Source organism: Bradyrhizobium sp. NAS80.1, assembly GCF_001908205.1.
Classification (GTDB): Bacteria; Pseudomonadota; Alphaproteobacteria; order Rhizobiales; family Xanthobacteraceae; genus Bradyrhizobium.
Map to the genome: position 1 here is coordinate 1 of NZ_LGHL01000035.1, position 23,229 is coordinate 23,229.

23 protein-coding genes, 1 tRNA gene and 2 pseudogenes are annotated in these 23,229 nt (G+C 64.0%); 13 read left to right on the plus strand and 13 right to left on the minus strand.

What is annotated here, in order from left to right:
* Positions 1–107: 107 nt before the first annotated feature.
* Together AC629_RS08495 and AC629_RS08500 are read right to left on the minus strand one after the other, a co-directional pair.
* Entirely contained in the window at positions 108–1,532 is a 1,425-nt protein-coding gene (locus AC629_RS08495) for a M48 family metalloprotease (RefSeq protein ID WP_084804214.1), read from the minus strand.
* A gap of 100 nt (positions 1,533–1,632) precedes the next feature.
* Positions 1,633–2,485: pseudogene (locus tag AC629_RS08500) on the minus strand (thermonuclease family protein).
* Between the two features lie 278 nt (positions 2,486–2,763).
* On the opposite strand from AC629_RS08500, the gene AC629_RS08505 reads away from it, so the two are divergent.
* The 4 genes from AC629_RS08505 (at position 2,764) to AC629_RS08520 (ending at position 8,030) form a co-directional block, all read left to right on the plus strand.
* Positions 2,764–3,969, plus strand: a complete 1,206-nt coding sequence (locus AC629_RS08505) for an ABC transporter substrate-binding protein (protein ID WP_084804215.1) — start codon at positions 2,764–2,766, stop codon at positions 3,967–3,969.
* Between the two features lie 185 nt (positions 3,970–4,154).
* Positions 4,155–4,946: an enoyl-CoA hydratase gene (locus AC629_RS08510; protein ID WP_084804216.1), complete on the plus strand. Its 792-nt coding sequence runs from the start codon at positions 4,155–4,157 to the stop codon at positions 4,944–4,946.
* Positions 4,947–4,948: 2 nt separating this feature from the next.
* Positions 4,949–5,746 carry a VOC family protein gene (locus AC629_RS08515; RefSeq protein ID WP_084804217.1) on the plus strand — a complete coding sequence of 266 codons (798 nt, stop codon included), beginning with the start codon at positions 4,949–4,951 and terminating at the stop codon, positions 5,744–5,746.
* Between the two features lie 169 nt (positions 5,747–5,915).
* On the plus strand, positions 5,916–8,030 hold the full coding sequence (locus tag AC629_RS08520) for an acetate--CoA ligase family protein (RefSeq protein ID WP_084804309.1): 2,115 nt from the start codon (positions 5,916–5,918) through the stop codon (positions 8,028–8,030).
* Between the two features lie 307 nt (positions 8,031–8,337).
* Here AC629_RS08520 and AC629_RS08525 read toward each other — a convergent pair whose 3' ends face one another.
* The 3 genes from AC629_RS08525 to AC629_RS08535 are packed head-to-tail and all read right to left on the minus strand — an operon-like array spanning position 8,338 to position 11,426.
* Positions 8,338–9,144: an enoyl-CoA hydratase/isomerase family protein gene (locus tag AC629_RS08525; RefSeq protein ID WP_084804218.1), complete on the minus strand. Its 807-nt coding sequence runs from the start codon at positions 9,142–9,144 to the stop codon at positions 8,338–8,340.
* A 41-nt stretch (positions 9,145–9,185) separates the two neighbouring features.
* Positions 9,186–10,346: an acyl-CoA dehydrogenase family protein gene (locus AC629_RS08530; RefSeq protein WP_084804219.1), complete on the minus strand. Its 1,161-nt coding sequence runs from the start codon at positions 10,344–10,346 to the stop codon at positions 9,186–9,188.
* A 15-nt stretch (positions 10,347–10,361) separates the two neighbouring features.
* The gene (locus AC629_RS08535; protein ID WP_084804220.1) at positions 10,362–11,426 is read right to left on the minus strand and encodes an acyl-CoA dehydrogenase family protein; all 1,065 of its coding nucleotides are present in this window, start codon (positions 11,424–11,426) and stop codon (positions 10,362–10,364) included.
* 246 nt (positions 11,427–11,672) lie between these two features.
* Here AC629_RS08535 and AC629_RS08540 point away from each other — a divergent pair, with 246 nt between their 5' ends.
* Positions 11,673–12,458 carry an SDR family NAD(P)-dependent oxidoreductase gene (locus tag AC629_RS08540; RefSeq protein ID WP_084804221.1) on the plus strand — a complete coding sequence of 262 codons (786 nt, stop codon included), beginning with the start codon at positions 11,673–11,675 and terminating at the stop codon, positions 12,456–12,458.
* A 145-nt stretch (positions 12,459–12,603) separates the two neighbouring features.
* Here the strand turns inward: AC629_RS08540 and AC629_RS08545 are convergent, their stop codons facing one another.
* Together AC629_RS08545 and AC629_RS08550 are read right to left on the minus strand one after the other, a co-directional pair.
* Positions 12,604–12,876: a GlsB/YeaQ/YmgE family stress response membrane protein gene (locus AC629_RS08545; protein ID WP_196236584.1), complete on the minus strand. Its 273-nt coding sequence runs from the start codon at positions 12,874–12,876 to the stop codon at positions 12,604–12,606.
* A 97-nt stretch (positions 12,877–12,973) separates the two neighbouring features.
* Positions 12,974–13,570, minus strand: coding sequence for a YidB family protein (locus AC629_RS08550; RefSeq protein ID WP_084804222.1), 597 nt, complete (start codon positions 13,568–13,570; stop codon positions 12,974–12,976).
* 168 nt (positions 13,571–13,738) lie between these two features.
* On the opposite strand from AC629_RS08550, the gene AC629_RS08555 reads away from it, so the two are divergent.
* Complete coding sequence (locus AC629_RS08555; protein WP_245331759.1) at positions 13,739–14,869, plus strand: 2-dehydropantoate 2-reductase; 1,131 nt, start codon at positions 13,739–13,741, stop codon at positions 14,867–14,869.
* Positions 14,850–14,981, plus strand: a complete 132-nt coding sequence (locus AC629_RS49780) for a hypothetical protein (RefSeq protein WP_283846000.1) — start codon at positions 14,850–14,852, stop codon at positions 14,979–14,981. Before AC629_RS08555 ends, AC629_RS49780 begins: the two co-directional genes overlap by 20 nt.
* A gap of 306 nt (positions 14,982–15,287) precedes the next feature.
* Here AC629_RS49780 and AC629_RS08565 read toward each other — a convergent pair whose 3' ends face one another.
* Positions 15,288–15,899 (minus strand): hypothetical protein, encoded by a 612-nt coding sequence (locus AC629_RS08565; protein WP_084804224.1) that lies wholly within the window; start codon positions 15,897–15,899, stop codon positions 15,288–15,290.
* 211 nt (positions 15,900–16,110) lie between these two features.
* Here AC629_RS08565 and AC629_RS08570 point away from each other — a divergent pair, with 211 nt between their 5' ends.
* The 5 genes and pseudogenes from AC629_RS08570 (at position 16,111) to AC629_RS08595 (ending at position 20,895) form a co-directional block, all read left to right on the plus strand.
* Complete coding sequence (locus AC629_RS08570; RefSeq protein ID WP_084804310.1) at positions 16,111–17,139, plus strand: alpha/beta hydrolase; 1,029 nt, start codon at positions 16,111–16,113, stop codon at positions 17,137–17,139.
* 112 nt (positions 17,140–17,251) lie between these two features.
* The gene (locus tag AC629_RS08575; protein WP_084804225.1) at positions 17,252–18,769 is read left to right on the plus strand and encodes an AMP-binding protein; all 1,518 of its coding nucleotides are present in this window, start codon (positions 17,252–17,254) and stop codon (positions 18,767–18,769) included.
* Between the two features lie 25 nt (positions 18,770–18,794).
* Positions 18,795–19,433: an RraA family protein gene (locus AC629_RS08580; protein ID WP_084804226.1), complete on the plus strand. Its 639-nt coding sequence runs from the start codon at positions 18,795–18,797 to the stop codon at positions 19,431–19,433.
* 668 nt (positions 19,434–20,101) lie between these two features.
* Positions 20,102–20,503: a hypothetical protein gene (locus tag AC629_RS08590; protein ID WP_084804230.1), complete on the plus strand. Its 402-nt coding sequence runs from the start codon at positions 20,102–20,104 to the stop codon at positions 20,501–20,503.
* A 19-nt stretch (positions 20,504–20,522) separates the two neighbouring features.
* Positions 20,523–20,895, plus strand: a pseudogene (locus AC629_RS08595) (cupin domain-containing protein).
* Between the two features lie 69 nt (positions 20,896–20,964).
* Here the strand turns inward: AC629_RS08595 and AC629_RS08600 are convergent.
* Together AC629_RS08600 and AC629_RS08605 are read right to left on the minus strand one after the other, a co-directional pair.
* Positions 20,965–21,258, minus strand: coding sequence for a GYD domain-containing protein (locus AC629_RS08600; RefSeq protein WP_084804232.1), 294 nt, complete (start codon positions 21,256–21,258; stop codon positions 20,965–20,967).
* A gap of 124 nt (positions 21,259–21,382) precedes the next feature.
* Entirely contained in the window at positions 21,383–21,736 is a 354-nt protein-coding gene (locus tag AC629_RS08605) for a VOC family protein (RefSeq protein WP_084804312.1), read from the minus strand.
* 137 nt (positions 21,737–21,873) lie between these two features.
* On the opposite strand from AC629_RS08605, the gene AC629_RS08610 reads away from it, so the two are divergent.
* Positions 21,874–21,950: transfer RNA gene (locus AC629_RS08610), tRNA-Arg, on the plus strand.
* Between the two features lie 209 nt (positions 21,951–22,159).
* Here AC629_RS08610 and AC629_RS08615 read toward each other — a convergent pair.
* The 3 genes from AC629_RS08615 to AC629_RS08625 all read right to left on the minus strand — a co-directional run bounded on the left by AC629_RS08615 (position 22,160) and on the right by AC629_RS08625 (position 23,208).
* A complete protein-coding gene (locus AC629_RS08615; RefSeq protein WP_084804234.1) occupies positions 22,160–22,357 on the minus strand; it encodes a hypothetical protein in 198 nt (65 codons plus the stop codon).
* 33 nt (positions 22,358–22,390) lie between these two features.
* Complete coding sequence (locus AC629_RS08620; protein ID WP_084804236.1) at positions 22,391–22,846, minus strand: styrene oxide isomerase; 456 nt, start codon at positions 22,844–22,846, stop codon at positions 22,391–22,393.
* A 143-nt stretch (positions 22,847–22,989) separates the two neighbouring features.
* Complete coding sequence (locus tag AC629_RS08625) at positions 22,990–23,208, minus strand: hypothetical protein (RefSeq protein ID WP_084804238.1); 219 nt, start codon at positions 23,206–23,208, stop codon at positions 22,990–22,992.
* Positions 23,209–23,229: the final 21 nt, after the last annotated feature.

Here is a 23,229-nt window from a genome sequence, read left to right on the forward strand (position 1 = left end):
GCCATGCCTGGACGGACGCGAGCACGGCGTCATCATGGCAGACGCCGACGATCCGAACGGCGCAAACACAGCCGTCATTTAATGGTTGCTACTGCAGCTAGCGCGCCTCAGTCGGCGACGATCTTCACACGATCTCGCACTTTCACCTGCGCGGTGCGATCGAGCCCGTTCAGCACGCGGAAGCGCTCGGAGGGGTGATCGACGCCGGCCATGCGGTGGGAAAGCGATTCCACGGTATCGCCGGGCTGAACCGTAATCACCTTGATGCGCAGCGGGCGCGCGGCCTGGATCTCGTCGAGGGTCAGGCGGCGGAATGAATTGACGGTCTCGCGCGCGTTGCGCTCGCTCTCGGTCGACTTCTGCCGTGCCGCGAAGATGAAGCGATAGACGTCGCTGCCGAAGCGCAGCGCATAGACCTTGAACTGCCACTGATCGCCCTTGGCGGTGGCAGACGCAGCCGGAAAGCCGTTGATGTTGATGTCTTCGGTCGACGCCTTCTCGACGCCTTCCATCCAGCCCGAATTGAGATAATCGCCGAGCGACTGCTCGGCCGGCACCCGCACGACGTCGAAGCGCATCGCCTGCGAGCCGCCGTCGCGAACGCCGATAACGGCCTGCGCGGTATTGTCGAGCGTGAAATTGTCGGGCGCCTGGAAGGTGAAGCCGAGCTTCGGATGCAGGAAGCGCCGGCCGCGGACAAAACCTTCGCTGGGGTCTTCGCCATAGACGAGGTTGTCGATCGCGGCGAGATAGCTCTCGCGGTCGCGCTCGGCGCCCTCAGGCGCAGCATATTGCCGCGCGATGGTCTGCGCATTCTGCACGCGCTCGGGTGTTGCCGGATGCGACGAGGTGAAATCCTGCGCGCGCGGATCGAGCGAGCCCTTGCCGGCCTTCAGCTCCGCATTGCGCTCCATCGCCGAGAGGAAGCGCGCCGCGCCATAGGGGTCGAAATGCGCACGGGCGGAAATGCCGACACCAATGCCGTCGGCCTCGAACTCCTGGTTGCGCGAGAAGCTCGCCATGGTGAGCTTGGTCTTGGCGAGCGCAAGCGCGGTGAGATCGGGATCGTTGCTCATGTCGGTGACGACGCGGGTGACGATCGCGGCCTGACGCGCCTGGTCCTCGCGCATCGCGGCGTGCTTGGACAGCACATGCGCCATCTCGTGGCTGAGCACGGAGGACAATTCCGAGGTGTCGCTGGCGAGCGCGAGCAGGCCGCGCGTGACATAGAGCTGGCCGTTCGGCAGCGCGAAGGCGTTCACCGCGCCGGAATTGAGGATCGTAACCTTGTAGCCCTGGTCGGGGCGGTCGGAGGCGGCGACGAGCCGGTCGACGGTCTTGCTGACGAGTGATTCGAGCCTGGGATCGTCATAGGCGCCGCCATAGCTCGCCAGGATGCGCTCGTGCTCCTTCTCGGTTGCGGGGGTCTGCGCGACGGCCGGCTTCGGCTTGGGCATCGCGACGGTCGGCGGGGCGGCCGCGGTCTGGAACCGGCCCATATCGCCGCAACCGGCCAGAGCTGTGCCCAGCATAAGGCATAGCGCGGCCGGCGCAGCCCGCAGGCGGCGGCTTTCACCTCGTCCGTGCCGTTCTAGCACCCCATTCACGTCGCTTAACCCGTGTCCGGCCCTTTTAGGGCCTTACCCCTGTCAGCTCGTTTGCACCCAGCAATTCGACCTGTCCCACCCGGAGCACATCGATACGCGGCCCCGTATTCCCCTCGACCCAGCCCCGGACTCGAATACGCCGATTTTCCAAGGACTTAAGGGTAATCCCGGCGCTTTCGAACGCCGGCAGCATGCGCTTTGAAATAGTCACGGCAAAGCCGCGTGTCCAGTTCCGTCCGAAGTTGAGGTAGGTCATTGCCCCAGCTTGCCGGACCGACAGGACTTTGCCCTCGACCACCAAAAAGCGCCCGATCCCGGCCAAAATATCGTCCGGACTTTCCGCGTTTTTTATGGCCGACGGGGCAGCCCAATTGCCCTTTTTTTTGGCGCCGCGCCTCGGCCTCCGACGACATCAGGGCGTTCGAGCAGTCCTTGTCCGCGATTTCGGCTGAGACGAGGGCATCGCCCTGGGCGAGCAACGCGGCCTGCACCGAGGTGTCGCTCTCGCCGATGAACATAAGTGCGCCTTGCCGGCCGTAACGGTCGGGCGTGTCGTCGGTACCGCGCAGTGTCACGTCGCGGCCGATGAGCAGCGATGTCAACGCCTGCTTCGTCGTTGCCGTCGGCTCGATCCCGGAGAGGCGGATCTCGCGGTTGTCGTCGAAACGCACGCTGCGCGCATCGACGATCGCGGCGACGCGGCCTTCGCCTTGCGTTTCGAATTGGCACGGCGTGGCGAACGCAGTGTGACCTGCGACGAGAAGAAGTGCGACGATGAGGTGAAGCAGTTGCGTCACATGACCCGGAGAGGTTGCGTTGAGTATCGTTCTTAACTCAAACGTGGTGGATCGCGAAGGGGCTTCCTCACACTCCGTCATTGCGAGCCAACGGGCCGCGCGCTGCGCGGCCCGATGACTGGCTTCGCGAAGCAATCCAGACTGCCTCCGCGAAAAGATTCTGGATTGCTTCGCTGCGCTCGCAATGACGATGTGGAAACACCTTGCCACCACCATTCCGCTTTGCGGAAAACACCTTCGCCGACTTTGCGTCGTCTTCGCACCTACGCTTGCCGCTCTCTTGCGCATGCGGCATGATTGCGGGCAACAGCGATAATCAAGCGCCGACAGAGTGCGGGGTGACAAGGGAGGTGTTTTCAATGAAGAATATTTTGTCGGGCATTTTTGCCGCAGCGTTTGCCCTGAGTGCGAGCGCCGCGCAGGCCCAGGAGAAGCCGCCGCTGAAGATCGGCGGCATCCTCGACATGTCGAGCCTTTATGCCGACATCACCGGTCCCGGCAGCGAGACCGCGGCCAAGATGGCCGTTGAGGATTTTGGCGGCGAGGTGCTGGGACGCAAGATCCAGGTGCTGGCGGCCGACCATCTCAACAAGGCTGACCTGTCCGCCAACATCGCCCGCGACATGATCGACAACCAGGGCGTCGAGATGATCTACGACGTCGCGGCCTCCGCGACTGCGCTCGCCGCTGGCGAGATTGCGAAAGCGCGCAACAAGATCATCATGTTCAATGGCCCGGGCTCGATCCGTCTCACCAACGAGGCCTGCGGTCCGTACACCATCCACTACGTGTTCGACACCTTCGGCCAGGCCAACGTGACCGGCCTAGCGGCCGTGAAGTCGGGCCTCGACACCTGGTTCTTCCTGACTGCCGACTACGCCTTCGGCCAGGATCTGGAAAAGGATACGAGTGCCGTCGTCACCAAGACCGGGGGCAAGGTTCTCGGCAGCGTGCGCCATCCGCTCAACACGTCGGATTTTTCATCGTTCCTGCTGCAGGCGCAGGCCTCCAAGGCGAAGGTGATCGGACTGGCGAACGCCGGCGGCGATACTGTCAACGCCATCAAGCAGGCGGCCGAGTTCGGCATCACCAAGGGCGGCCAGAAGGTCTCGCCGCTGCTCGCCTTCGTCTCCGACATCGACTCGATCGGGCTGGAGACCGCGCAGGGCCTGCTGCTGGCCGAAGCGTTCTACTGGGACCTCAACGACGAGACGCGCGCGTTCTCGAAGCGCTTCATGGAGCGCACCAAGCGTGTCCCGACTTCGGCCCAAGCCGGTGTCTACTCCTCCGTCATGCATTACCTTAAGGCTGTGAAGGCCGCAGGGACCACCGATTCCGCTGCGGTCATCAAGGTGATGAAGGAGACGCCGATCAACGACTTCTTTGCTCACAACGGCAAGATCCGCGAGGATGGCCGCATGATCCACGACATGTACCTGTTCGAGGTGAAGAAGCCGTCGGAGTCCAAGGGCCGCTGGGACGACTACAAGCTGCTCGCCACCGTGCCCGGCAGCGAGGCGTTTCAGTCGCTGGAGCAGTCGCGCTGCCCGCTAGTGAAGAAGTGACGGCGTAACGAAGTCACGCCGTCATCCCGGGGCTCGCGAAGCGAGAGCTATGATGCGCAATTGCGCATCTGAGGATCCATCGGGCGGCAGTGACTGTTGAGAAATGGATTCCGGGCTCGCGCCAAGAGGCGTGCCCCGGAATGACGAAGTGAGAGAGTGGCACCACAGAAAAGAGGCAAACACCCATGAGCAACGACATGGTCCTGCAGAAGCTCGAAGGCGGGCTGCTCACCATCACGATGAATCGTCCGGAGCGGAAGAACGCGCTCAATCCCGAAATGGTGACCGGGCTGGTCGAGGCTGCGCGGCGCGCGGCTGACGATCCGGAAGTGCGCGCTGTGCTGTTCAAGGGCGCCGGCGGCTCTTTCTGCGTCGGCGGCGACGTCAAGTCGATGGCGGCAGGCCGCGCGCCACTGCCGTTCGAAGTGAAAATGGCGAACCTGCGCCGCGGCATGGAGGTCTCACGCATTCTGCACCAGATGCCGAAACCCGTGGTGGCGCAGCTCGATGGTGCCGCGGCCGGCGCCGGCCTTTCGATGGCGCTGTCGTGCGATCTCCGCATCGCCTCCGAATCCTGCAAGATCACGACCGCCTTCGCCAAGGTCGGCTTCTCCGGCGATTACGGCGGCACCTATTTCCTGACCCAGCTGCTCGGCAGCGCTCGGGCGCGCGAGCTTTATTTGATGTCGCCGGTGCTCACGGCGAAGGAGGCGCAGGCGATCGGCCTGGTGACGAAGGTCGTTCCCGACGCCGAGATCGACACCGCGGCGCACGAGCTCGCACTGTCGCTGGCGCAAGGACCCTCGATCGCGCTCGGCTACATCAAGCGCAACATCAACAACGCCGAACATCTGGCGCTGGAAGATTGCTTTGACGGCGAGGCGATCCATCACACCCGTTGCGGCGACACCGAGGATCACAAGGAAGCCGCGAAGGCCTTCGTCGAGAAGCGCAAGCCGACCTTCAAGGGCGCCTAGCGATGGCTGCCTACATGCGGTTACGGCAGATCTGCCTGCTCGCGCCGCAGCTCGAGCCCGTGATCTCTGATATCGCCGGGATCATGGGCCTCGCCGTCTGCTACCGCGACGGCAATGTCGCGAAATATGGCCTGGAAAACGCTCTGCTCCCGGTCGACACGATCCTGCTCGAGGTGGTGGCGCCGTTCAAGGACGGCACCACGGCCGGCCGTTTCATCGAGAAGACGGGTGGCCGCGGCGGCTACATGGCGATCTTCTGCTGCGACGATCCCGATGAGCGCGGCCGCAACGCGAATGCGCTTGGCGTGCGAACCGCCAACGTCATCGACCACCCGCCTTATCACGGCGTGCAGCTCCATCCCCGCGACTGCCGCGCCGCCTTCATCGAGTTCAACCACACCGAAGGCAGCGATGACGTCCTGGGTCCGTATCCGCCAGCCGGACCGGACTGGCAAAAATTCATCCGCAAGGACGTGACGCAGGCGCTGACTGGCGTGGAGATGCAGAGCCCGGATCCGCAGGGGCTTGCGGAGCATTGGGGAAAGATCATCGGCGTGGTGCCTGGCAAAGGCGGCGACGCCGCGGAGCTCAAGCTGCCTAATGCCAGCTTCCGCTTCGTCAAGGGCGCAAGCGAGATCATGAGCGCGCTGGAGTTCCGGGTTGTCGATACCGCGCGCGTGCTGCATGCCGCACGGGCGAAAGGGCTCGCGGTCGCGGGCAACGAATTCTTGCTGGGTGGGGTGACGTTCCGGCTTGCGGCTGGACCACTTGCCTTCGTAGCTCTCAATCCGTCATCCTGAGGTGTGAGACGCGCGGTGCAACGCGCCGCGTGGCGAGCCTCGAAGGATCAACGGCCCGGCCGGTGGCCGTTCATCCTTCGAGGCCTCCGCTGCGCTCCGGCACCTCCAGCGACAGCGGCTTCGCCGCTGCGCGGGGATGACGGGAAGAGATAAGAACAAGGCGCCCAACATGCCGCATCCGCTCGACAGCTTCTTCGCGCCGGCAAGCATCGCGCTGATCGGCGCCTCGCGCGATCACGAGAAGATACCCGGGCGGCTGCTCGCGATGCTGCGCAAGAACGAATATCCCGGAAAGATCTATCCGGTGAACCCGAACTACGCCGACATCGACGGGCTCACCTGCTACAAATCGATCGCGGAGATCGGCGCGCCGATTGATCTCGCCGTCATCATCATTCCCGCGCGTGCCGCGCTTCCCGCACTCGAGCAATGCGCCGCCGTCGGTGTCAAGAACGCCGTCGTCATCTCCTCCGGCTTTGCCGAGGAGGGCGGCGACAGCGCGGTGATGCAGGACGCGATCGCGGCGCTGGCAAGGCGCACGGGCATGCGGATTTCCGGCCCGAATGCCGAGGGCTTTTTCAGCCAGGTGCCGCGCGTGGCGGCGACCTTCAGCCCCGCCGTGGACGTCAAGCCGGGTGTGGTGCCGCTGATCGCCACCACAAGGCGGATCGGTATCGTCGCGCAGAGCGGCGGCATCGGCTTTGCCTATTATCACCGCGCCAGGGCGCTCGGAATTGCCGTGAGCTATGTCGTCAGTGCCGGCAATGAATCCGATCTCGGGGCCGGCGAGTTCCTCGACTACATGGTGCAGGACACCTCGACCGACGTGATCCTGCTATTCATTGAAGGCATCCGCGACGTCGACAAATTCATCGCCGCCGCACGTCGCGCCGCGGAGGTGAAGAAGCCGGTCATCGTGACCAAGGTCGGCCGCTCCGGTGCCGGGGAGCGCGCGGCGGCCTCGCACACCGCGAGCATGGCCGGCTGGTCGGCGGCCTACGATGCGGTGTTCGCGAAATACGGTTTCATCGTCTCCAACGATCTCGACGAGGCGCTGACGATCGCAGCTTTGCTTGCAAGCAACCCGCTGCCGAAAGGCGATCGTGTCGCCGTCGTCACCGCGTCCGGAGGCGCAGGGATCTGGGGCGCGGATGCGGTGGCGCTACAAGGCTTGCAGGTGCCGGAGCTCTCCGAACCGATCCAGACCGAGATCGGAAGGCTGATGCCGTCCTATGGCACCGCGCGCAACCCGATCGACGTCACCGCGCAAGGCGTAACCTTGGGCGGCCTACAGAAGAGCGTCGATCTACTCACCGTCTCCGACGAGGTCGACGCGATCCTGGTCGTGCTGTCGCTGTCGAGCGAGGTACGCAAGCCCTTCAAGGAGGCCGAGCTGACGCCGGTGCTGACAGCGCAGCACAAGCCGGTGGTGTTCTATTCCTGCACGGTGCCGTCCGACTTCGCGCGCCGCGAGCTTGCTAAATCCGGCGTCGTGGTGCTGTCAGGCCTTACTCATGTCGGTGTCGCGATGCGCCAGCTCGTCGACTACGCGAAGTTCAGCCTCCCGAAATCCGCCGACGAGACACGGCTGCCGGCGCGCGATCTCTCCGCGTACCTGAAATCACCGGTGCTGTCCGAAGCCGACAGCAAGGCATTGCTCCGCGCCGCGGACATCGCGCTGCCGGACGAGGTGCTGGTGAAGGATAAGGCTGGGCTGGACGAGGCGGTCGCCCGCGTCGGCTTTCCACTGGTGATGAAGATCCAGTCGCCTGATATCGCGCACAAAAGCGAGATCGGCGGCGTGCGCGTCAACATCACCGCCAAGGGCGAGGTGTTTCTGGCGTTCGAGGCGTTGCTCAACAATGCGCGCAAGCACCACCCTGAGGCGGCGATCCAGGGCGTGCTGGTCGGGCCGATGGCAAAACGGGGCGTCGAGATCATCGTCGGCACGATGACGGACAGGACTTTCGGCCCCATGGTCATGGTCGGCCTCGGCGGCATCACCACAGAGCTGTTCCGCGATGTCGTCTACCGCCCGGCGCCGGTCGGCGCGGAGGAGGCGGGCGCGATGCTGAAGGCCCTGAAAGCCGCGCCGCTGCTGAACGGATTTCGCGGGGCGGCGAGGGCGGATGTTGCGGCGCTGGCGCAACTGATCGCCGACATCTCCGTGCTCGCCGCACGGCATGCGCACGAGATCGTGGAGATCGAGCTCAACCCGGTGCTGGTGCATCCGGAAGGGCAGGGCGTGACGATCGTCGATGCGCTGGTGGTGGGAAGAAAGTAGCGAGCGACAAACACCGCTGTCGTCCCGGACACGCGAAGCGCAGATCCGGGACCCCCCGCGCGAGCGGTTGCGCTCGTCGGGATAACCACAGGGGCGAGTTTGGCCAAGACTCGTGGTGACCAACCTCGCGCTGCAACTTCTCCCTGTGGTTATGGGTCCCCGCGCCCCGTGCGCAATTGCGCACTAGGCGGGGACGACAGTGGAGAATGTAGCAGCAGTAGAATGCCAGTTACGTCATTCCGGGGCGCGCAAAGCGCGAGCCCGGAATCCATAACCGCAGGCCAGAGTCGGCGAGATCAGGCGGTAGTTACCGCCCCCTAAAATTCGCTGCGCGCCGCTCTTCGGTGGCCTTCACGCCTTCCTTGAAGTCTTCGGTCCCACGCAGCCGTGTCTGCTCGGCGAGCTCGTGATTGGTCGCGGCCAAGACGCGGTCGGCGAGGCCGGCGCGCATCGTGGCGCGGGTGGAGAGGAGGCCGAGCGGGGAGCATTCGGCGATCTCGGCCGCGAGCTTCATCGCCCCCGCCTTCACCTGGTCCTGCGGCACCAGCACGTTGGCGAGGCCCCATTTGACGGCCTCCTCGCCGGTGACGCGGCGGCTGGTGTAGAACATCAGCTCGGCGTTGTTCTTGCCGATCAGCTCGGGCAGCGTCACCGTCAGGCCGAAGCCGGGATGGAAGCCGAGCTTGGTGAAGTTGGCGGAGAAGCGCGCCTCGGGACAGGTGACGCGGAAATCTGCCGACACCGCGAGGCCCAGTCCGCCGCCGATGGCCGCGCCCTGCACGGCGGCGACGATCGGCTTCTTGGCGTGGAAGATGCGCACGGCCTGGATGTAGAGATGGTTGATCGCCCCTAAGCTGTCGGCCGGATCGCCTTTGGCCTCGCGGGCCTCCTGCGCCTGCCGCGCCGGGTCGTTGAAATTGGCGCCGGCGCAGAACGCCTTGCCCTGGGCCGAGAGAACGGAGGCGCGGATCTCGATGTCACGGTCGAACTCGTCGAGCGCGTCCGCGATCTGGTTGATCAGCGAAATGTCGAAGAAGTTCAGCGGCGGGCGCCGGATCTCGATGGTGCCGACATGCCCGACTTTCTCGACGCCGATATCTTTATAGGTGCTCATGATGATCCTCGAATGAATTAGCGCAAACCAAGTCCGCGCGACTAGCGCAGACCAAGTCCGCGGGCGATGATGCCGCGGAGCACCTCGGTGGTGCCGCCCTGGATGGTGAGTTTCGGCGCGGTCTTGATGGCAAAGTCGAGCTGCCGCTCCAGTGTCTCGCGGTTGGTCGCGGTCTCCTCGACGAAGGCGGCAAGATCGCGCACGCGGTGCGGAAGCTGCTGCTCCCAGACCGTGCCGATGTCCTTGACGATGGAGGCTTCGACCACGGGCTCCTTGCCGGCTTGCAGCATGCCCGCAACCGAAACCGACATGCGCCGCATGGTGTGGAGCTGCGCCACCAGGCGTCCGATTCCTTCGGCGCTGCGCGTATCCGGGTTGGGGCCGACTGCGCGCACGAGCTCGGTGAGCACGTAATAGGTCTCGAGGAAACGCTCGGGACCCGAACGCTCATAGGCGAGCTCCGATGTGGCCTGCTTCCAGGCGCCATCAACTTCGCCAAGCACGTGATCGTCAGGGACGAAGAAGTCGGTGAAGACGACCTCGTTGAACTCGAACTGGCCGGTGATCTGGCCGATCGGGTTCACCTTGATGCCCGGCTGCTTCATCTTGACCAGGAACTGGGTCAGGCCGTGACGGCGATTTTCCTTGGTCGGCGGAGAGGTGCGGAAAATCGCGATCATGTAGTCGGCGATATGCGCCGACGAGGTCCAGATCTTGGTGCCGTTGATGAGATAGCCGCCGTCGGTCTTGGTCGCGCGTGTTTTGGCGGCGAACAGGTCGGAGCCGGAGTTCGGTTCGCTCATGCCGATCGCAAAGCAGATCTCGCCACGGCAGATCCGCGGCAGGATGTCCATCTTGATGTGCTCGGGCGCGTATTTCAGCAGCACCGGCCCGCTCTGGCGGTCGGCGACGAAGAAGCGCCGGGTCGGCGCATTGGCGACGCGCATCTCCTCGGTCACCACGTAGCGTTCGAGGAACGAGCGCTCCTGGCCGCCATATTTCTTCGGCCAGGTCATGCCCAGCCAGCCCTTGGCGCCGACCCGCCGGGAAAATTCCGGTGCGTCGGTGTCTTCGCGGTTGGGTTTGTGTGGATCGAAGGTGCCGGCGGCGATTTCTTCGGCGAGGAAGGCACGCACTTCCTTGCGTAGTTGCTCGCACTTTTCGGGCAGGCGGATCGGATCGAAACGGAGGGCAGCGGTCATGTGTTTCGTTCCCTGTTAGCGCGAAGCCACGAGCGGCCACAATTCATCGGCGCCACGATTGGCGACCAGCTTGCCGAGCTCGACGGCCCAGTGGCTTTCCGAACCGAAATCGTCGCGCCAGGCCAGCGCCCGCAGTGAATAGCGGTGCAGAATGTGTTCCCTGGTGAAGCCGATCGCGCCGTGCACCTGATGCGCGATGCCGCCACCTTTTTCCGCGGCTTCCGCGCAGCGGATTTTTGCGGAGGCGGCCTCTAAGTAGACCTCATCATTGAACGACGTTGCGTTCGCGATGGCGTCGGCGGCCGATGTCGCGGCCGCAAGCGCTGCGGCGGACTCGCCGGCGAGGCGCGCGAGATTGTGCTGCACTGCCTGGAATTTCGAGATTTTCTTCTCGAAGGCGACGCGCTCGTTGGAATAGCGCACGGAGATGTCGAGCATGGATTCCAGCGCACCCGCGATCTGAAGGCTGCGCGCAACGCCGCCCATCAGCATCAGCGTGGTCTGGTCAAAGCCCTTCGTCGCCGGCTTGATGGCGACGGGTTGGACCTTGTCGAGCGTCACGGTATCACTGTGGTCGTAGCCGACATTGAGACCGGCCTCGATCCGGCCCTTGCTCGCATCGACCAGCGCGATCGAGACCCCGTCTTTGCCGTGCGCCAGCACCGCAAAGTGCTTGGCCGCCTTGGCGAAGGGCACCCCGCGGGCGCGGCCGGAAAGCGCACCATTGGCATCGAGCGTGATGCGATCCTTCGGGCTTGCCGGCAACACCGTCATCTCGCCTTCCGGCGAGGCGATCTTGGCCTGCGACAGCAGCCAGCCTGCCAGCATGGTCTCGGCCAGGGGAACCGCGACCGCGAAGCGGCCGGCGGCATTCAGCAAGGCAAAACCGTCGGCAAGGCTTGCGCCGGAGCCGCCGAGATCTTCCGCCACCCATGACAGCGGCAGGCCGGCTTCGCTCAGCGCCTGCCACAGCGGCGCCTGCCACGAATCCTTCTTGGTATTGTTGATGGTTTGCGGATCGGCGAGATCGGAGAAGATTTTCTCCGCGGTCTCGACGACGATATTGTCACTCTCCGCCACAGCGTTCCCCGTGTTTTGCCATTGGCGCGCTCTGCCCGGTCGGCCGGCGCGCGGTCTCTTCTTGCGCCTGATGATCGGAAAAAGCCATGGCCCTGACAAGCGTTGATCGCAGGCCCATCTGCGGCACCGGCATGGGCGCAAGAACCGATCCGGACTAATTCCGTTTAGCGGAGTTTGCTCGATTTGCAGGGCACGGCAAACTCGCTAAACAGGGCATCGATATTCAATCAAGGGGAAGGAAACCGGATGGCAAAGGATAGTTTGTGCGCAATCGTGACGGGGTCCGCATCCGGCCTCGGCGCGGCGACCGCGGAAATTCTGGCGCGGAGCGGGGCGCGGCTCGTCATCAACTATTCGTCGAGCCAGATGGAAGCCGAGGCCACGGCAGAGCTCTGCCGCAAGGCCGGCGCGGCGGAAGTGCTGATCGCGCAGGGCGACGTCTCGCGGGATGAGGATTGCCGCAAGATCGTGGCGGCGGCGGCCGGATGGGGCCGGCTCGATATCCTCGTCAACAATGCCGGCACGACCAAGCATGTGGCCCATGCCGATCTCGATGGATTGTCGGCTGAGGATTTCCAGCGCGTGTACGGCGTCAACACCATCGGCCCGTTCCAGATGGTGCGCGCGGCGCGCAGCCTGCTCGAGGCCGGCGCGAAGGCTTCGGGCCGGCCGTCCGCCGTAGTCAACGTGTCCTCGGTCGCCGGCATCAGCGGCGTCGGCTCGTCGATCGCCTATGCCGCGAGCAAGGGCGCGCTCAACACCATGACGTTGTCGCTGTCGCGCGCGCTGGCGCCGCTGATCCGCGTCAACACGGTGTGCCCCGGCTATATCGACACGCCCTGGTTCACCAAGGGCCGCGGCGAGGCAGGGGCAAAGCAGGTGCGCGACAGCGTCGTAGCGAAGGTGCCGCTGAAGGTCGCATCAACCGCCGACGACATCGCGCAGCTCGTCTGCTTCCTGGCAATGCCTGCGTCCAGCAACATGACCGGCGAGGTCGTGCGCATGGATGCGGGGATGCATCTGATTACTTGATTGCTGACACGCTCTCTCCTCGTCATGGCCGGGCTTGACCCGGCCATCCACGTGTTGCCGTGCAGTCAGAAAGGCGTGGATGCCCTGGTCAAGCCCGGGCATGACGACTAGGCGGCGGCGTGTCGTCCTTCGGCGCTTTCCATTGCTATCCCTTGATCACGCCGCTGGCCACTAGCCGGTGCCAGATGAACAGCACCACCACCGCGCCGATCGTGGCCATGATGAAGCCGGCGCCCTGGTCGGGACTATAGTGGCCGATGGCCTGGCCGATGAAGGTCGCCAGAAACGCGCCGGCGATGCCGAGGATGGTGGTGAGAATGAAGCCGCTCGGGTTGTTCGGTCCCGGCGCGAGCCAGCGCGCGATGAGGCCGGCGACGAAGCCGACGACGATGATCCACAACAAGCCGCCCATGCTCATGACAGTGCTCCCCTTCCTGAATGCCTAGAGCATGATCCGGAGAAGTCTGCAGCGGCTCTCCGAAAAGATCACGCCCGAACCAATCTTCAGAGTTCGACTATATCCTGCCCGACAGCTCTTTCTCGGTCGGCATCCGTCCGTCTGGCGTCAGGTGGTCGACCACCTGCGGCAGATATTGGCTGAGGCCGGACAACAGTTCGTCGCGCGACAGGCCGCTCTGGGCGGACAGGCTCTCGATCTGGTCGGCGCCGAGCGCATTGGCGAGATCGCCCGGCGCGATCGCCTTGTTCTCGCCCTTGCCGACCCAGGAGTTCGCGGTCTCGCCATGACCGCCCTGCTGAAGCTGGTTGAGGAGATCGCCGAGGCCGCCGCTCAGCACGGTGCCGGCCGCGCCGCCCGCGAGCAGGCCGCCAAGTCCGCCTTTGAGCAAATCGCTAAGACCGCCGCTACCCGCGGGCCCACCGGCAAGCGCGCCTCCGCCAGCGTTCGCCGGCGTCGGGGGCGGCAGCGGCGAACGCTGCTGCGGCGCCGCGCTGGGCTGGCTTGCGGTCAGATGCTTGAATGTCTTCCAGGCGAGCAGGCCGAGGATCGCCATGGTCATTGGCGACATGCCGCCGGAGGATTGTTCGGAGCTCGGCGTGCTCGAGCCGCGGGGCCCTTTCTGCATGCCGTTGAGGACGTCGAGTAGACCCATGGTGCTCTCCTTTGCCGTTCTCCGCCGGCGAGCGCTCGCCGGTGACAGCCCCCCGGGTAAAAGCATATGGGGCTCTCATGACGGTTACAAGGCGGATGCTCTGCAACCGATGGGCAGCCGGCGTTGCCTCTGCTATCGAAGGCCGGTCGTTAAGGGGGAGCAAGCCAGGTGGTTACGGATCGACCGATCGTGGTGGCTGGTGCGGGTGCCATCGGCTGTTTCGTCGGCGGCGCGCTGGCGGCCGCGGGCCGCCGCGTCGCCCTCCTGGTGCGGCCGCGGGTAAAGACCGAGATCGAGCGGTTCGGCCTGCGGCTGACCGATTTCGACGGTTCCGAGACGAAGCTTGCCGCAAGTCAGCTCGCGCTGTCCGAGGATCCTGCGATCTTCCACAGTGCGGGCATTGTGCTGGTCACGGTCAAGAGCGCCGACACCGCCGACGTCGCGGATCAGATCGCACAGCACGCGCCGCAGGATGCGGTCATCGTCTCCCTGCAAAATGGTGTCGGCAATATCGCCGTCTTGCGTGAGCGCCTCGGCGGCCGGCGCGTGCTCGCGGGCATGGTGCCGTTCAACGTCATCGCGATGGGCGAGGGCCGTTTCCACCGTTCGACCTCCGGCGATATCCATGTCGGAGAGGATGAGGCGAACACGGCCGCTGCGCTGTCAGTGCCTGGTCTTGCGATGCGCGCGAGCCGCGACATCGCAGGCGTGCAATGGGGCAAGCTGATCATCAATCTGAACAACGCGCTCAGCGCCTTGTCCGACATGCCGCTCGCCGCGCAATTGGCAAACCGCGACTGGCGAAAACTGTTCGCCGACCAGATGGCAGAGGGGCTGGCTGCGCTGAAGGCTGCCGGCATCACGCCGGCGTCGGCTACGCCGGTCCCGCCGAACTGGATGCCGACATTGCTGAGGCTGCCGGATGTGATCTTCAACGCAATCCTCGGACGCACGATGAAGATCGATCCCGAGGCGCGCTCCTCGATGTGGCAGGATTTGAAGCAGGGACGCAGGACCGAGATCGACTACCTCCAGGGCGCGGTCATCGCTCTTGCAGAGCAGAACAGCGTTGATGTGCCGCTGATGCGGCGCATTGTGGCGTTGATCAAGGAGGCCGAAGTCGCGGGAAAAGGTCCGCCGCGATTGACGCCGCAGCAGATCCGCGGGGGGGCCCTGAGCGCGATGGAGGAACGCGATGCCGCGTTGTTTGACCATAGGTCTTGCGCTTGTGGCGCTCTGTGGCGCATCGACGCTCGCCCATGCCAGGCCACCGACAGTCATGAACTCTCCCGGCTATGATGCGCGCTTGCAGGAGAGCCAGTCGGCGCTGAGTGGCTCGCAGGCGGCAACCGCGCCGGCGAATGCGCCGGTGGCCAAACCGAAGCGCAGCAAGAAGAAGCATCCGAACTGACGCGCGCGTCTCTCGTGCAGAGTGCTCCGGTTTGGAGGCAATACCAGCGCCGCATTCTCACTGTCGTCCCGGACAAGCGAAGCGCAGATCCGGGACCCCCGCGCGAGCGCTTGCGCTCGTCGCGCTAGCCACAGGGAGGAGTTGGGCGAAGACTCGCGGTTGGCAGCTCGCGCGACGACTACTCCATGGGGTATGGGTCCCGGATCTGCACTCGCTTCGCTCGCTTGTCCGGGACGACAGCGAGGATGTGGCGTGAAATTCCGCCTTCGCTCGCTTCGCGACCACCCCGGAATGATGGGCCTCAGCTCAGCCCTTCTTCGCCGGCTTGCTTGGCGTCGGGCTGAACAGCTTCTTCAGGTCGTTCAAGCTTTCCGACAGCCGCGGCCATTCGCAGGAGAATGAGCCCTTGGTGCAGGGCGCGCCCTTCGGCCGCTGCTGGACCCTCGGCCGCTCGACCGGAACGGGCACGCGCGCGGCTTCGGTTCGCAGCGCGACCTGCTGGAGCTTTTGCGCCTGTTGTTCCTGCTGCTCGCGCTGGAGGCGTGCGGCGGCTTCGGCCGCTTCATTGCTGCGGCGCTGATTGGCGAGGTAAGCGGTGTAGGACTCGTCGATCTTCTTCTGCTCTTCCGGCGTCGGGTTCGGGCCGGCGATGTCGAAGGTGCGATCCTGCAGGAAGTCGTAGTAGGTGTAGCCGCCGCCGGCCTTGCGGCGGGCGGCAAACTTGGCGTTGCATTCGGCAAGCGCGGCCGTCTTCTCGGCCTTGGTCGAAGATTTCTCGGCGGCGTCGGCGCATTCCTCGAAGTCGACCGGTGCGCGCTTCCACCATTGCGCATGCGCGTGCGAATGCGTCAGCAGAAAGAAACCTGCTGCGGTAACGAGAAGCAGCGCCGCACGACGCGATGCGAACACGGATGACATTCTAGGAGAGCATTCCTTGCAAAACTCAACCCCAATTGAGTCGAGGCGGATTTTTGCCCCTTTATGGCTGATTTGTCACCCATGGAACTCGGGATTTTCATGACTGTATTGCTGACATTTTTTTTTGCTTGACGTGGCCCGGGAGTCACAGCCGCGCGGCACATGATGCGCTTAGAGTTTATCGGTCTGAATTTGAAGGGGAATGTCCGTCATGAGAGCGCTGGCCTGTTTCGCCGCAATCGCGTTCGCGCTGATGTGCGGCCGCACGTTCGCCGCGAACGAGGATGCGCCCAACCGCAAGCCGGTGAGAGCGATTGCCGACGCGCGGCTATCGGTCGGCGGCCAGGGAGTTCTGCCGCTCTATCTCTCTAGCGACTGGTCGATGCCGCTGCCGGCGATCTCGCGCGCCATCATCGTGCTGCACGGACGGCTGCGTAATGCCGACGAATATTATATGTCAGCCCATACCGCGCAGGTCGCCGCGGGCGACGACGGCAAGAGCGCGCTCATGATCGTGCCGCAGTTTTTGGCAGAGGTCGATATCGAAGCGCACAAGCTGCCCGCGGACACGCTGCGCTGGTCGCTGGAGGGATGGGAGGGCGGCGACGCCGCGCTCGCGCCGAATCCGGTTTCTTCCTTCGAGGCGCTCGACGCGATCCTCGCAAAACTCTCAGACCGGCGCACCTTTCCGAACCTGAAGCAGGTCGTGGTCGCCGGGCACTCCGGCGGCGGCCAGGTCGCGCAGCGCTACGCCATCGCCGGCAAGGGCGAGGCGACGCTGTCGCGCCAGCACATCGACGTCCGCTACGTCGTCGCCAATCCCTCGTCCTACGCCTATTTCAGCGACACGCGGCCGGTGCCGGCCATCGCCGCATCCTGCCCGGGCTTCAATAATTGGAAATACGGCATGGACCAGCGTCCGCCCTATCTTGCGGACGCAACGCCGGTCGCGCTCGAGAAGCGCTATGTCGAGCGCGAGGTGATCTATCTGCTCGGCACGCTCGACACCAACCCGGAGCACCCCGCGCTTGACAAGAGTTGCATGGCAAGGGCGCAAGGGCCTCATCGCTACTTCCGCGGCCATGCCTACGCCGACGCGATGACGAAGCGCGACCACGGCACGCCCAATCATCGGGTCTGGGATGTTGCCGGCGTCGGCCATGACGGCGACAAGATGCTGACCTCGACATGCGGGCTCGCGGCGCTGTTCGATATTCCGGGCTGCGGGGCGGAGCGCTGATGCTGACGTCTTGAAGGCAGATATCTTGATGGCTTGGCTCCGGCTGTTACACTTCGCCTTGCGACGTGCCTCATCGTGAGGCGACGCCAAGAAGACGAAGTGGAAACGCCTGATGCTGCTGCCCCTGTCCGATTTGCCGCGCTGGTACGCTCAACGCAAACCCCAGGGCACGATCGCCGTCCAACATGGGCAGGACATGCTGACATGGACCGAACTCGAGCGCGGTGCCAACCGGCGCGCGCGGGCGTTCGCGGCGAAAGGCGTCAAGCCCGGCGACTTCGTCGCGATCGGCCTTCCTAACGGCAATGCGTTCTTCGAGACCAGCTTCGCGGTGTGGAAGTGCGGTGCGACGCCGACCTCGCTGTCATGGCGCCTGCCGCGCGGTGAAGCCGCCGCGGTACTCGATATCCTGAAGCCGGCGCTGGTCGTCGGCGGCGAGGCCGACTGGAACGCGCCGAACCGCCTGCCTGCGGATTTCTCCCCGGAAGGTTTTTCGGACGAGCCGCTGACGCCGCCGGTGGCCCGCTACTGGAAAGCCATGACCAGCGGCGGCTCGACCGGCCGGCCGAAGGTGATCCTCGATCATCAGCCGGCAGTGACAGACACGGTGGCCGCGCTGCCGCTCAACATGCCCTTCGGCGCTTCGCTGCTCAATCCGGGACCGCTCTATCACAATGCGCCGTTCATCGTGTCGCATTATGCGTTGTTCGGCGGTGGCAAGCTCACCGGCCTCGTCAAGTTTGATGCCGAGGAGACGCTGCGCCTGATCGCACGCGAGCGCGTGCAATGGGTCAATTTCGTGCCGACCATGATGCACCGGATCTGGGCGCTGCCGGAGAGCGTGCGTAACGCCTACGACGTGTCGAGCTTGCAGACTGTGTTTCATATGGCAGCTCCAATGCCGCCCTGGCTGAAGGAAAACTGGATCGCCTGGCTGGGGCCGGAGCGGATCTGGGAGCTCTATGGCGGCACTGAGCGACAGGGCTCCTGCATCATCTCCGGCACGGAATGGCTGACGCACAAGGGCTCGGTCGGCAAGATCGGCGAGATGGCGAAGCTGCGTATCATAGGCGAAGACGGCAACGACGTCGCACCGGGCGAAACCGGCGAGATCTATTTCCTCAACAACGACGGCAAGGACGCCACCTATCACTATCTCGGTGCCGAGCCGAAGCGCCGCGCAGACGGTTGGGAATCGCTCGGCGATATCGGCAGGCTGGACGCGGAAGGTTACCTCTATCTCGGCGACCGCCTCGCCGACATGGTGCTGCGTGGCGGCGCCAACATCTATCCGGCCGAGGTCGAGGCCGCGGTCTCCGAGTGCCCGGGCGTGCGGTCCTGCGTCGTGGTGGGATTGCCTGATCCGGAGCTGGGCCAGCGCGTGCACGCCATCATCGAGCCGGAGTCCGATGCGGATGGACAGACGATCGCGGATGGTATGGCGGATTTCCTCAAGGACAGGCTCAGCCGCTACAAGCACCCCGAGAGTTTCGAGATCGTCAGCGCCCCGCCGCGCGATGATTCCGGAAAAGTCCGCCGCACGCTGTTGCGCGATGAGCGCGCGGCGTGGATGAAGGAGGGGCGCGCCTTCCGCATCCTGCCGTCGAAGGCGCGGGCGCACGCCGACTGAGACACATCACGGAAGGACTGAACCGATGAGCATCACCATCGCTGCGAGCAGCGTGCCAAAGCCGCCGGCCGACATCATCGCGGGTTTTCGCAACGCGCCGACCTCGGTCATATCAGACAATCTCGCCCGGCTGCCGGGCGCGGTGGGGCTAAAGCCCTATCATCGCGGCGGCAAGCTGGTGGGGACAGCCTTCACGGTGCGCACTCGTCCCGGCGATAATCTCGCCATCCACCGCGCGCTTGAGTTGGTCGGTCCAGGCGATGTCATCGTGGTCGATGGCGGCGGTGACGAGACGCGCGCGCTAGTCGGCGAAATCATGAAGAACATTGCCGAATGGCGGAAGGCGGAAGGCTACGTCATCGACGGTGCCATCCGCGATGTCGCGGCCTTCGCCGGAGACGATTTCCCCTGCTATGCCCGCGCGGTGATCCATCGCGGTCCCTACAAGAACGGTCCCGGCGAGATCAACGTGCCTGTTACGATCGGCGGCAGCGTGATCTCGCCCGGCGACATCGTCGTCGGCGACGAGGACGGCGTGGTGTCGTTTCCCGCTGCCGGCGCCGCGGCGCTGCTCGAGGCGGTGCGTGCCCAGGTGACGCGCGAGGAGGAGACGCTGAAGGCGATCCGCGAGGGCCGCTACCAGGGCTCCTACGGCAAATCCTGATCAACGCGAGGCTTAAGTCAAGGCAATGGCTGGGTCGATCGCCAACCGAAGTCGGCCATTGCTGTTCTCTAAAGTGATTTCACAACTTGTTTTCGGCCAAGCTTTTCTCATGCTTTTTGATGCTGAGGTTACTTTGGATGATGAGGATTTACGCGGTTATCCTGCCTAGCTTTCTCCTTCTGTTGATCTCTGGAAACGACGAGGTCGGTTCGTGGCAGATGCCGCGTCTTGGTTCCGACCGCGGTACAGTGCCTATTTTCGATGACCATGAGATTATTAAAAGTCATCCCGTGCAGCCGAAAATCACGGTTGCTTCGACCGATACAGAGCGGCGAATGACGGAAGAGACGTACGCAAAAACAAACGGTCTCTCCCCGGACGCGGTCGGAAGCCGTTTTGCGGCCAGTGGAGTCTTACGATGCCCTGGTGGAGATAGCAGCGCTCAAGTGACTGGCGCACGCGACGTGATCACGACGGCGGCTCACGCGTTTCGGGAGGTCTGTAAGCCTCCAACGTCGCCCGACAAGTGTAGATTCGAATACTATCTGGGAGCGGAGAGGCGGACCATTCCTTTGTCGGCGGGCTTATGGATGGGCACCTGCTTTGATAGTGGGTCGAGAGCTGTTGTCGGCGACTGAGCAGTCGCAAAGCTCGAGTTTCCCGCAGAGGTGACGCCTTACGAGGTCTACGAACGGCCCGAAATTTTGGTCGAGCTGGAGCGTGTCCTGGCGGTTGTCGGTTACGACATCGAAGCCACAGGAAAGACAGACAAGTACGGGCCGTTCAACAAGACGATACAGGAGTGTCAAATACGCGACGTAAGGGACTGGTCGATATTTGAAACGAACTGCGAGTTTACAGTTGGGGCATCAGGTAGCGCCCTGTTTCGCTTATTGGGTAGTCGAATGACTCTGTTCGGCGTTCTCAGTGGAGACTATCACGATAAAGAATATTGTCCGCGAGGCGGCTGCGAGTTCAAGAGTCGGCAATGGTCCAGCGTGTACGTGACCTTGAAGGGTGAGTTCAAAGACCGGCTCCTGGACGCCGTGCGTCTGTCTACGGCAAAATAGGATGCAGAGGGAGAACGGCGTGAGTCAGAAAGACGAATTCCACAATCTCAACGATGCCAGTGACGGGCTGTTCCGCGAGCTCGCGGCCGGCGTGACCACGCGCATCTGGCGAGCAGGCGATGCTGTCGGTGGTGACGCTGGCGCCGCATGCCCAAGGCACGCTGCATCATCATCCCGAGGAGCAATGGGGCGTGCTGCTCGACGGCACCGCGATCCGCGTCCAGGGCGATGAGGAGATCGCCGTGAAGAAGGGCGATTTCTGGCGCACGCCGGGCAACGTGCCGCACACCATGTGCGCCGGCCCCAACGGTGCCCGCGTGCTGGATATCTTCAGTCCGCCACGACCCGAATACAGGAAACCCGGATCGGGCTTCGGGACGACTAGCGCTTAAACGCACGTGCCGTATCGTGGTCGCGGCCGGCCATGAACGACGTGCTCGGCGGCCATGTCGATCTCATCGTCAGAGCATCTTGCCGACGATCTCAGTCATATCTGCTGCCGAAAACGCGCGCAGGGTTTCGGTGCGGACATTGCCGAGTGCGCTGAGACTAAGGCTGAGCGACATCGCGGCAGTCTCATCTGGGGCCTCGAGAACGGTCACAACGTCATATCGTCCCTGCGTCCAGACAATCTCTTTCACGGTCACGCCGAACGTTTTGGCCATCTCCTTGAATGCGTCGGCCCGCTTCGGCGAGTCCTTGACGTTGCGGACTCCCTGATCAGTGAATTTCCCCAGTACGACATAGGTTACCATGGTCGTCCTCCCTGGTTAGAACCCAGATTCAATTCTCGCTTGAGGAAACCGCGCCGAGTGTGCCACAGCGGCTGCGACAACGCCACTTGCGCGTTCGGAGCGTCAGCGGATGTGGCTTACTCGGTTAGGACAACGGCCGCGCGAAACTGAGCTCATGGCCGTCGGGGTCGGTGAGATGGAAGTAGCGCTCACCCCATTCCGCATCGCGCGGCGCGGTCGACGGCTGCCATCCGGCGGCACATGCGCGCTCATAGGTCCCGTCGACATCGGCGACATGGAAGATGACGCGGCCCCACCAGGACCAGCGCTTGTCGTCCGGCTGCGCCGTCAGGTTGAGATAGCCGGTGCCGGCGCGAAAGCTTGTGAATGCCGCGGCCTCGCCGCCATACAGGAGCTCGAACCCCAGCGAACGGTAGAAGTGCACGGCGCGCCCCATATCATGCGTGCCGAGCGTGATGGCGCTGATGCTTTCGATCATGTGAGCGGCTCCGCCGAGAGGGATCTGCGATTGTATAGCCCCCAGGCTCAGGTTGACGATGATCTGGCCCGCCTTGCGGCTGGCGAAGCGCATTCTGCTCTGCTATGAGGGGCCCGAGCCCGCCCCGCGGGTTCCGCGGTCCCGTAGCTCAGCCGGATAGAGCGACGGTTTCCTAAACCGTAGGTCGGAAGTTCGAGTCTTCCCGGGATCGCCATACCTAAAACTTCCTTTAACATCTTCAATAGCTTGGCTTCCCGTTAGTCGTCGATTTCAAAATCGGTTAGTCACTCGCTGTTCCGGAGCTGTTCGCAAGCTTCGCCCTCACGGCATCGCCGCGGATGCCGTAAGCGAGTTCTTCTGTGCGTTGTAGGTCTTGCCGTCGAGGAAGTCGCGCACCGACTTCGCGCGCAAGGTTGCCGCCGGTTATCGTGTGCAGTGCTCGCAGAAGCGATCCAGGATCGGCCCCCACGTGTCCTGGGTGTCGTTCGCGAGTGCCTTCTTGAAGGCATCGCTCTTGTAGAAGGCGATCGTGACCGCGTCGACGGTGCCGGCCTTCGCCTTGCTCTGTCCGACGGGGACGTGTTCAATTTCCGGGATTTCCGGATTATGAACAACCACCATCTCGGCTTGCACAGGGCATTTTGAGCTTTCCGATCAGACGGGCGCCGAGCCCGCCTTGCCGCGCAGTCCCCAGAGGATCAGCGTAAAGGCGACGATGCCGGTCGGAGCGGCTGGATACATCACGATCTGGATCATCGCCTCTTGGAAGGCGCTGCCGCGTGCGCCTTGGGCGGCGATCGGCATGATCGAGCCGCCGGCGCCCCAGAGCGCGGCAACGATGAATCCGGCAATCGTCGCCAGCGCCGAATAGATGAGGAACCAGAAGGCAATTCGCGTGGCCGTCGTTCCGAGCTTCAGCGTCGGCCACATCAGTCCCGTGGCCAGGAACAGGACGCCGGTGAAGCCGCTCAGCGTATGCACCGAGCGGCCGAGATGGGGCGAGGCCAACGCCGGGATGACAAAGCCCTCGAACGAGGTGAAAAGAAACAGGACGACGCCGAGCTGAAGCAGGCGGCGCCCCTGACGTGACAGGATTTGCTGCAGGTCCATAACAGCCTCCGATCCACGAGGCGCTCCAGCGCGCCGCCGTCAGGAGCACCGGATGAACGTCGGAACGCACAGGAAGTTCAAATCGGTCTCACCGCGCCGCCGTCGTGCGGGACGGAAGCAGAAGGGGCTTGCTGGGCAGCGAATCACAAGACGCTGCCAGCTATCGCCGTGGTCGAGCGGTCCGGCCCGCGGATGCGTCCATCCACGCCGCCCCGGACCTCAATGGAACTTTCGCTGAGCCTCTTGATGATCTCCTGCAGGTCCTTCACTTCATCCTCGATGACCTGTCGAATTTCCGCTGAGCGCGAGGGTTTGGTTGTCGGCTCTTCGTTATCCTGGTGCGGTTCTTCCGGGCGCTTCATGCCGCGATGGTCGGAGAGAAA

What these genes read in the sequence shown, in the direction of transcription:
- AC629_RS08495 (WP_084804214.1), bottom strand. Translation starts at nt 1,532, where the DNA reads ATGCTGGGCACAGCTCTGGCCGGTTGCGGCGATATGGGCCGGTTCCAG.
- AC629_RS08505 (WP_084804215.1), top strand. Translation starts at nt 2,764, where the DNA reads ATGAAGAATATTTTGTCGGGCATTTTTGCCGCAGCGTTTGCCCTGAGT.
- AC629_RS08510 (WP_084804216.1), top strand. Translation starts at nt 4,155, where the DNA reads ATGAGCAACGACATGGTCCTGCAGAAGCTCGAAGGCGGGCTGCTCACC.
- AC629_RS08515 (WP_084804217.1), top strand. Translation starts at nt 4,949, where the DNA reads ATGGCTGCCTACATGCGGTTACGGCAGATCTGCCTGCTCGCGCCGCAG.
- AC629_RS08520 (WP_084804309.1), top strand. Translation starts at nt 5,916, where the DNA reads ATGCCGCATCCGCTCGACAGCTTCTTCGCGCCGGCAAGCATCGCGCTG.
- AC629_RS08525 (WP_084804218.1), bottom strand. Translation starts at nt 9,144, where the DNA reads ATGAGCACCTATAAAGATATCGGCGTCGAGAAAGTCGGGCATGTCGGC.
- AC629_RS08530 (WP_084804219.1), bottom strand. Translation starts at nt 10,346, where the DNA reads ATGACCGCTGCCCTCCGTTTCGATCCGATCCGCCTGCCCGAAAAGTGC.
- AC629_RS08540 (WP_084804221.1), top strand. Translation starts at nt 11,673, where the DNA reads ATGGCAAAGGATAGTTTGTGCGCAATCGTGACGGGGTCCGCATCCGGC.
- AC629_RS08545 (WP_196236584.1), bottom strand. Translation starts at nt 12,876, where the DNA reads ATGAGCATGGGCGGCTTGTTGTGGATCATCGTCGTCGGCTTCGTCGCC.
- AC629_RS08550 (WP_084804222.1), bottom strand. Translation starts at nt 13,570, where the DNA reads ATGGGTCTACTCGACGTCCTCAACGGCATGCAGAAAGGGCCCCGCGGC.
- AC629_RS49780 (WP_283846000.1), top strand. Translation starts at nt 14,850, where the DNA reads ATGAACTCTCCCGGCTATGATGCGCGCTTGCAGGAGAGCCAGTCGGCG.
- AC629_RS08565 (WP_084804224.1), bottom strand. Translation starts at nt 15,899, where the DNA reads ATGTCATCCGTGTTCGCATCGCGTCGTGCGGCGCTGCTTCTCGTTACC.
- AC629_RS08570 (WP_084804310.1), top strand. Translation starts at nt 16,111, where the DNA reads ATGAGAGCGCTGGCCTGTTTCGCCGCAATCGCGTTCGCGCTGATGTGC.
- AC629_RS08575 (WP_084804225.1), top strand. Translation starts at nt 17,252, where the DNA reads ATGCTGCTGCCCCTGTCCGATTTGCCGCGCTGGTACGCTCAACGCAAA.
- AC629_RS08580 (WP_084804226.1), top strand. Translation starts at nt 18,795, where the DNA reads ATGAGCATCACCATCGCTGCGAGCAGCGTGCCAAAGCCGCCGGCCGAC.
- AC629_RS08600 (WP_084804232.1), bottom strand. Translation starts at nt 21,258, where the DNA reads ATGGTAACCTATGTCGTACTGGGGAAATTCACTGATCAGGGAGTCCGC.
- AC629_RS08605 (WP_084804312.1), bottom strand. Translation starts at nt 21,736, where the DNA reads ATGATCGAAAGCATCAGCGCCATCACGCTCGGCACGCATGATATGGGG.
- AC629_RS08615 (WP_084804234.1), bottom strand. Translation starts at nt 22,357, where the DNA reads ATGGTGGTTGTTCATAATCCGGAAATCCCGGAAATTGAACACGTCCCC.
- AC629_RS08620 (WP_084804236.1), bottom strand. Translation starts at nt 22,846, where the DNA reads ATGGACCTGCAGCAAATCCTGTCACGTCAGGGGCGCCGCCTGCTTCAG.
- AC629_RS08625 (WP_084804238.1), bottom strand. Translation starts at nt 23,208, where the DNA reads ATGAAGCGCCCGGAAGAACCGCACCAGGATAACGAAGAGCCGACAACC.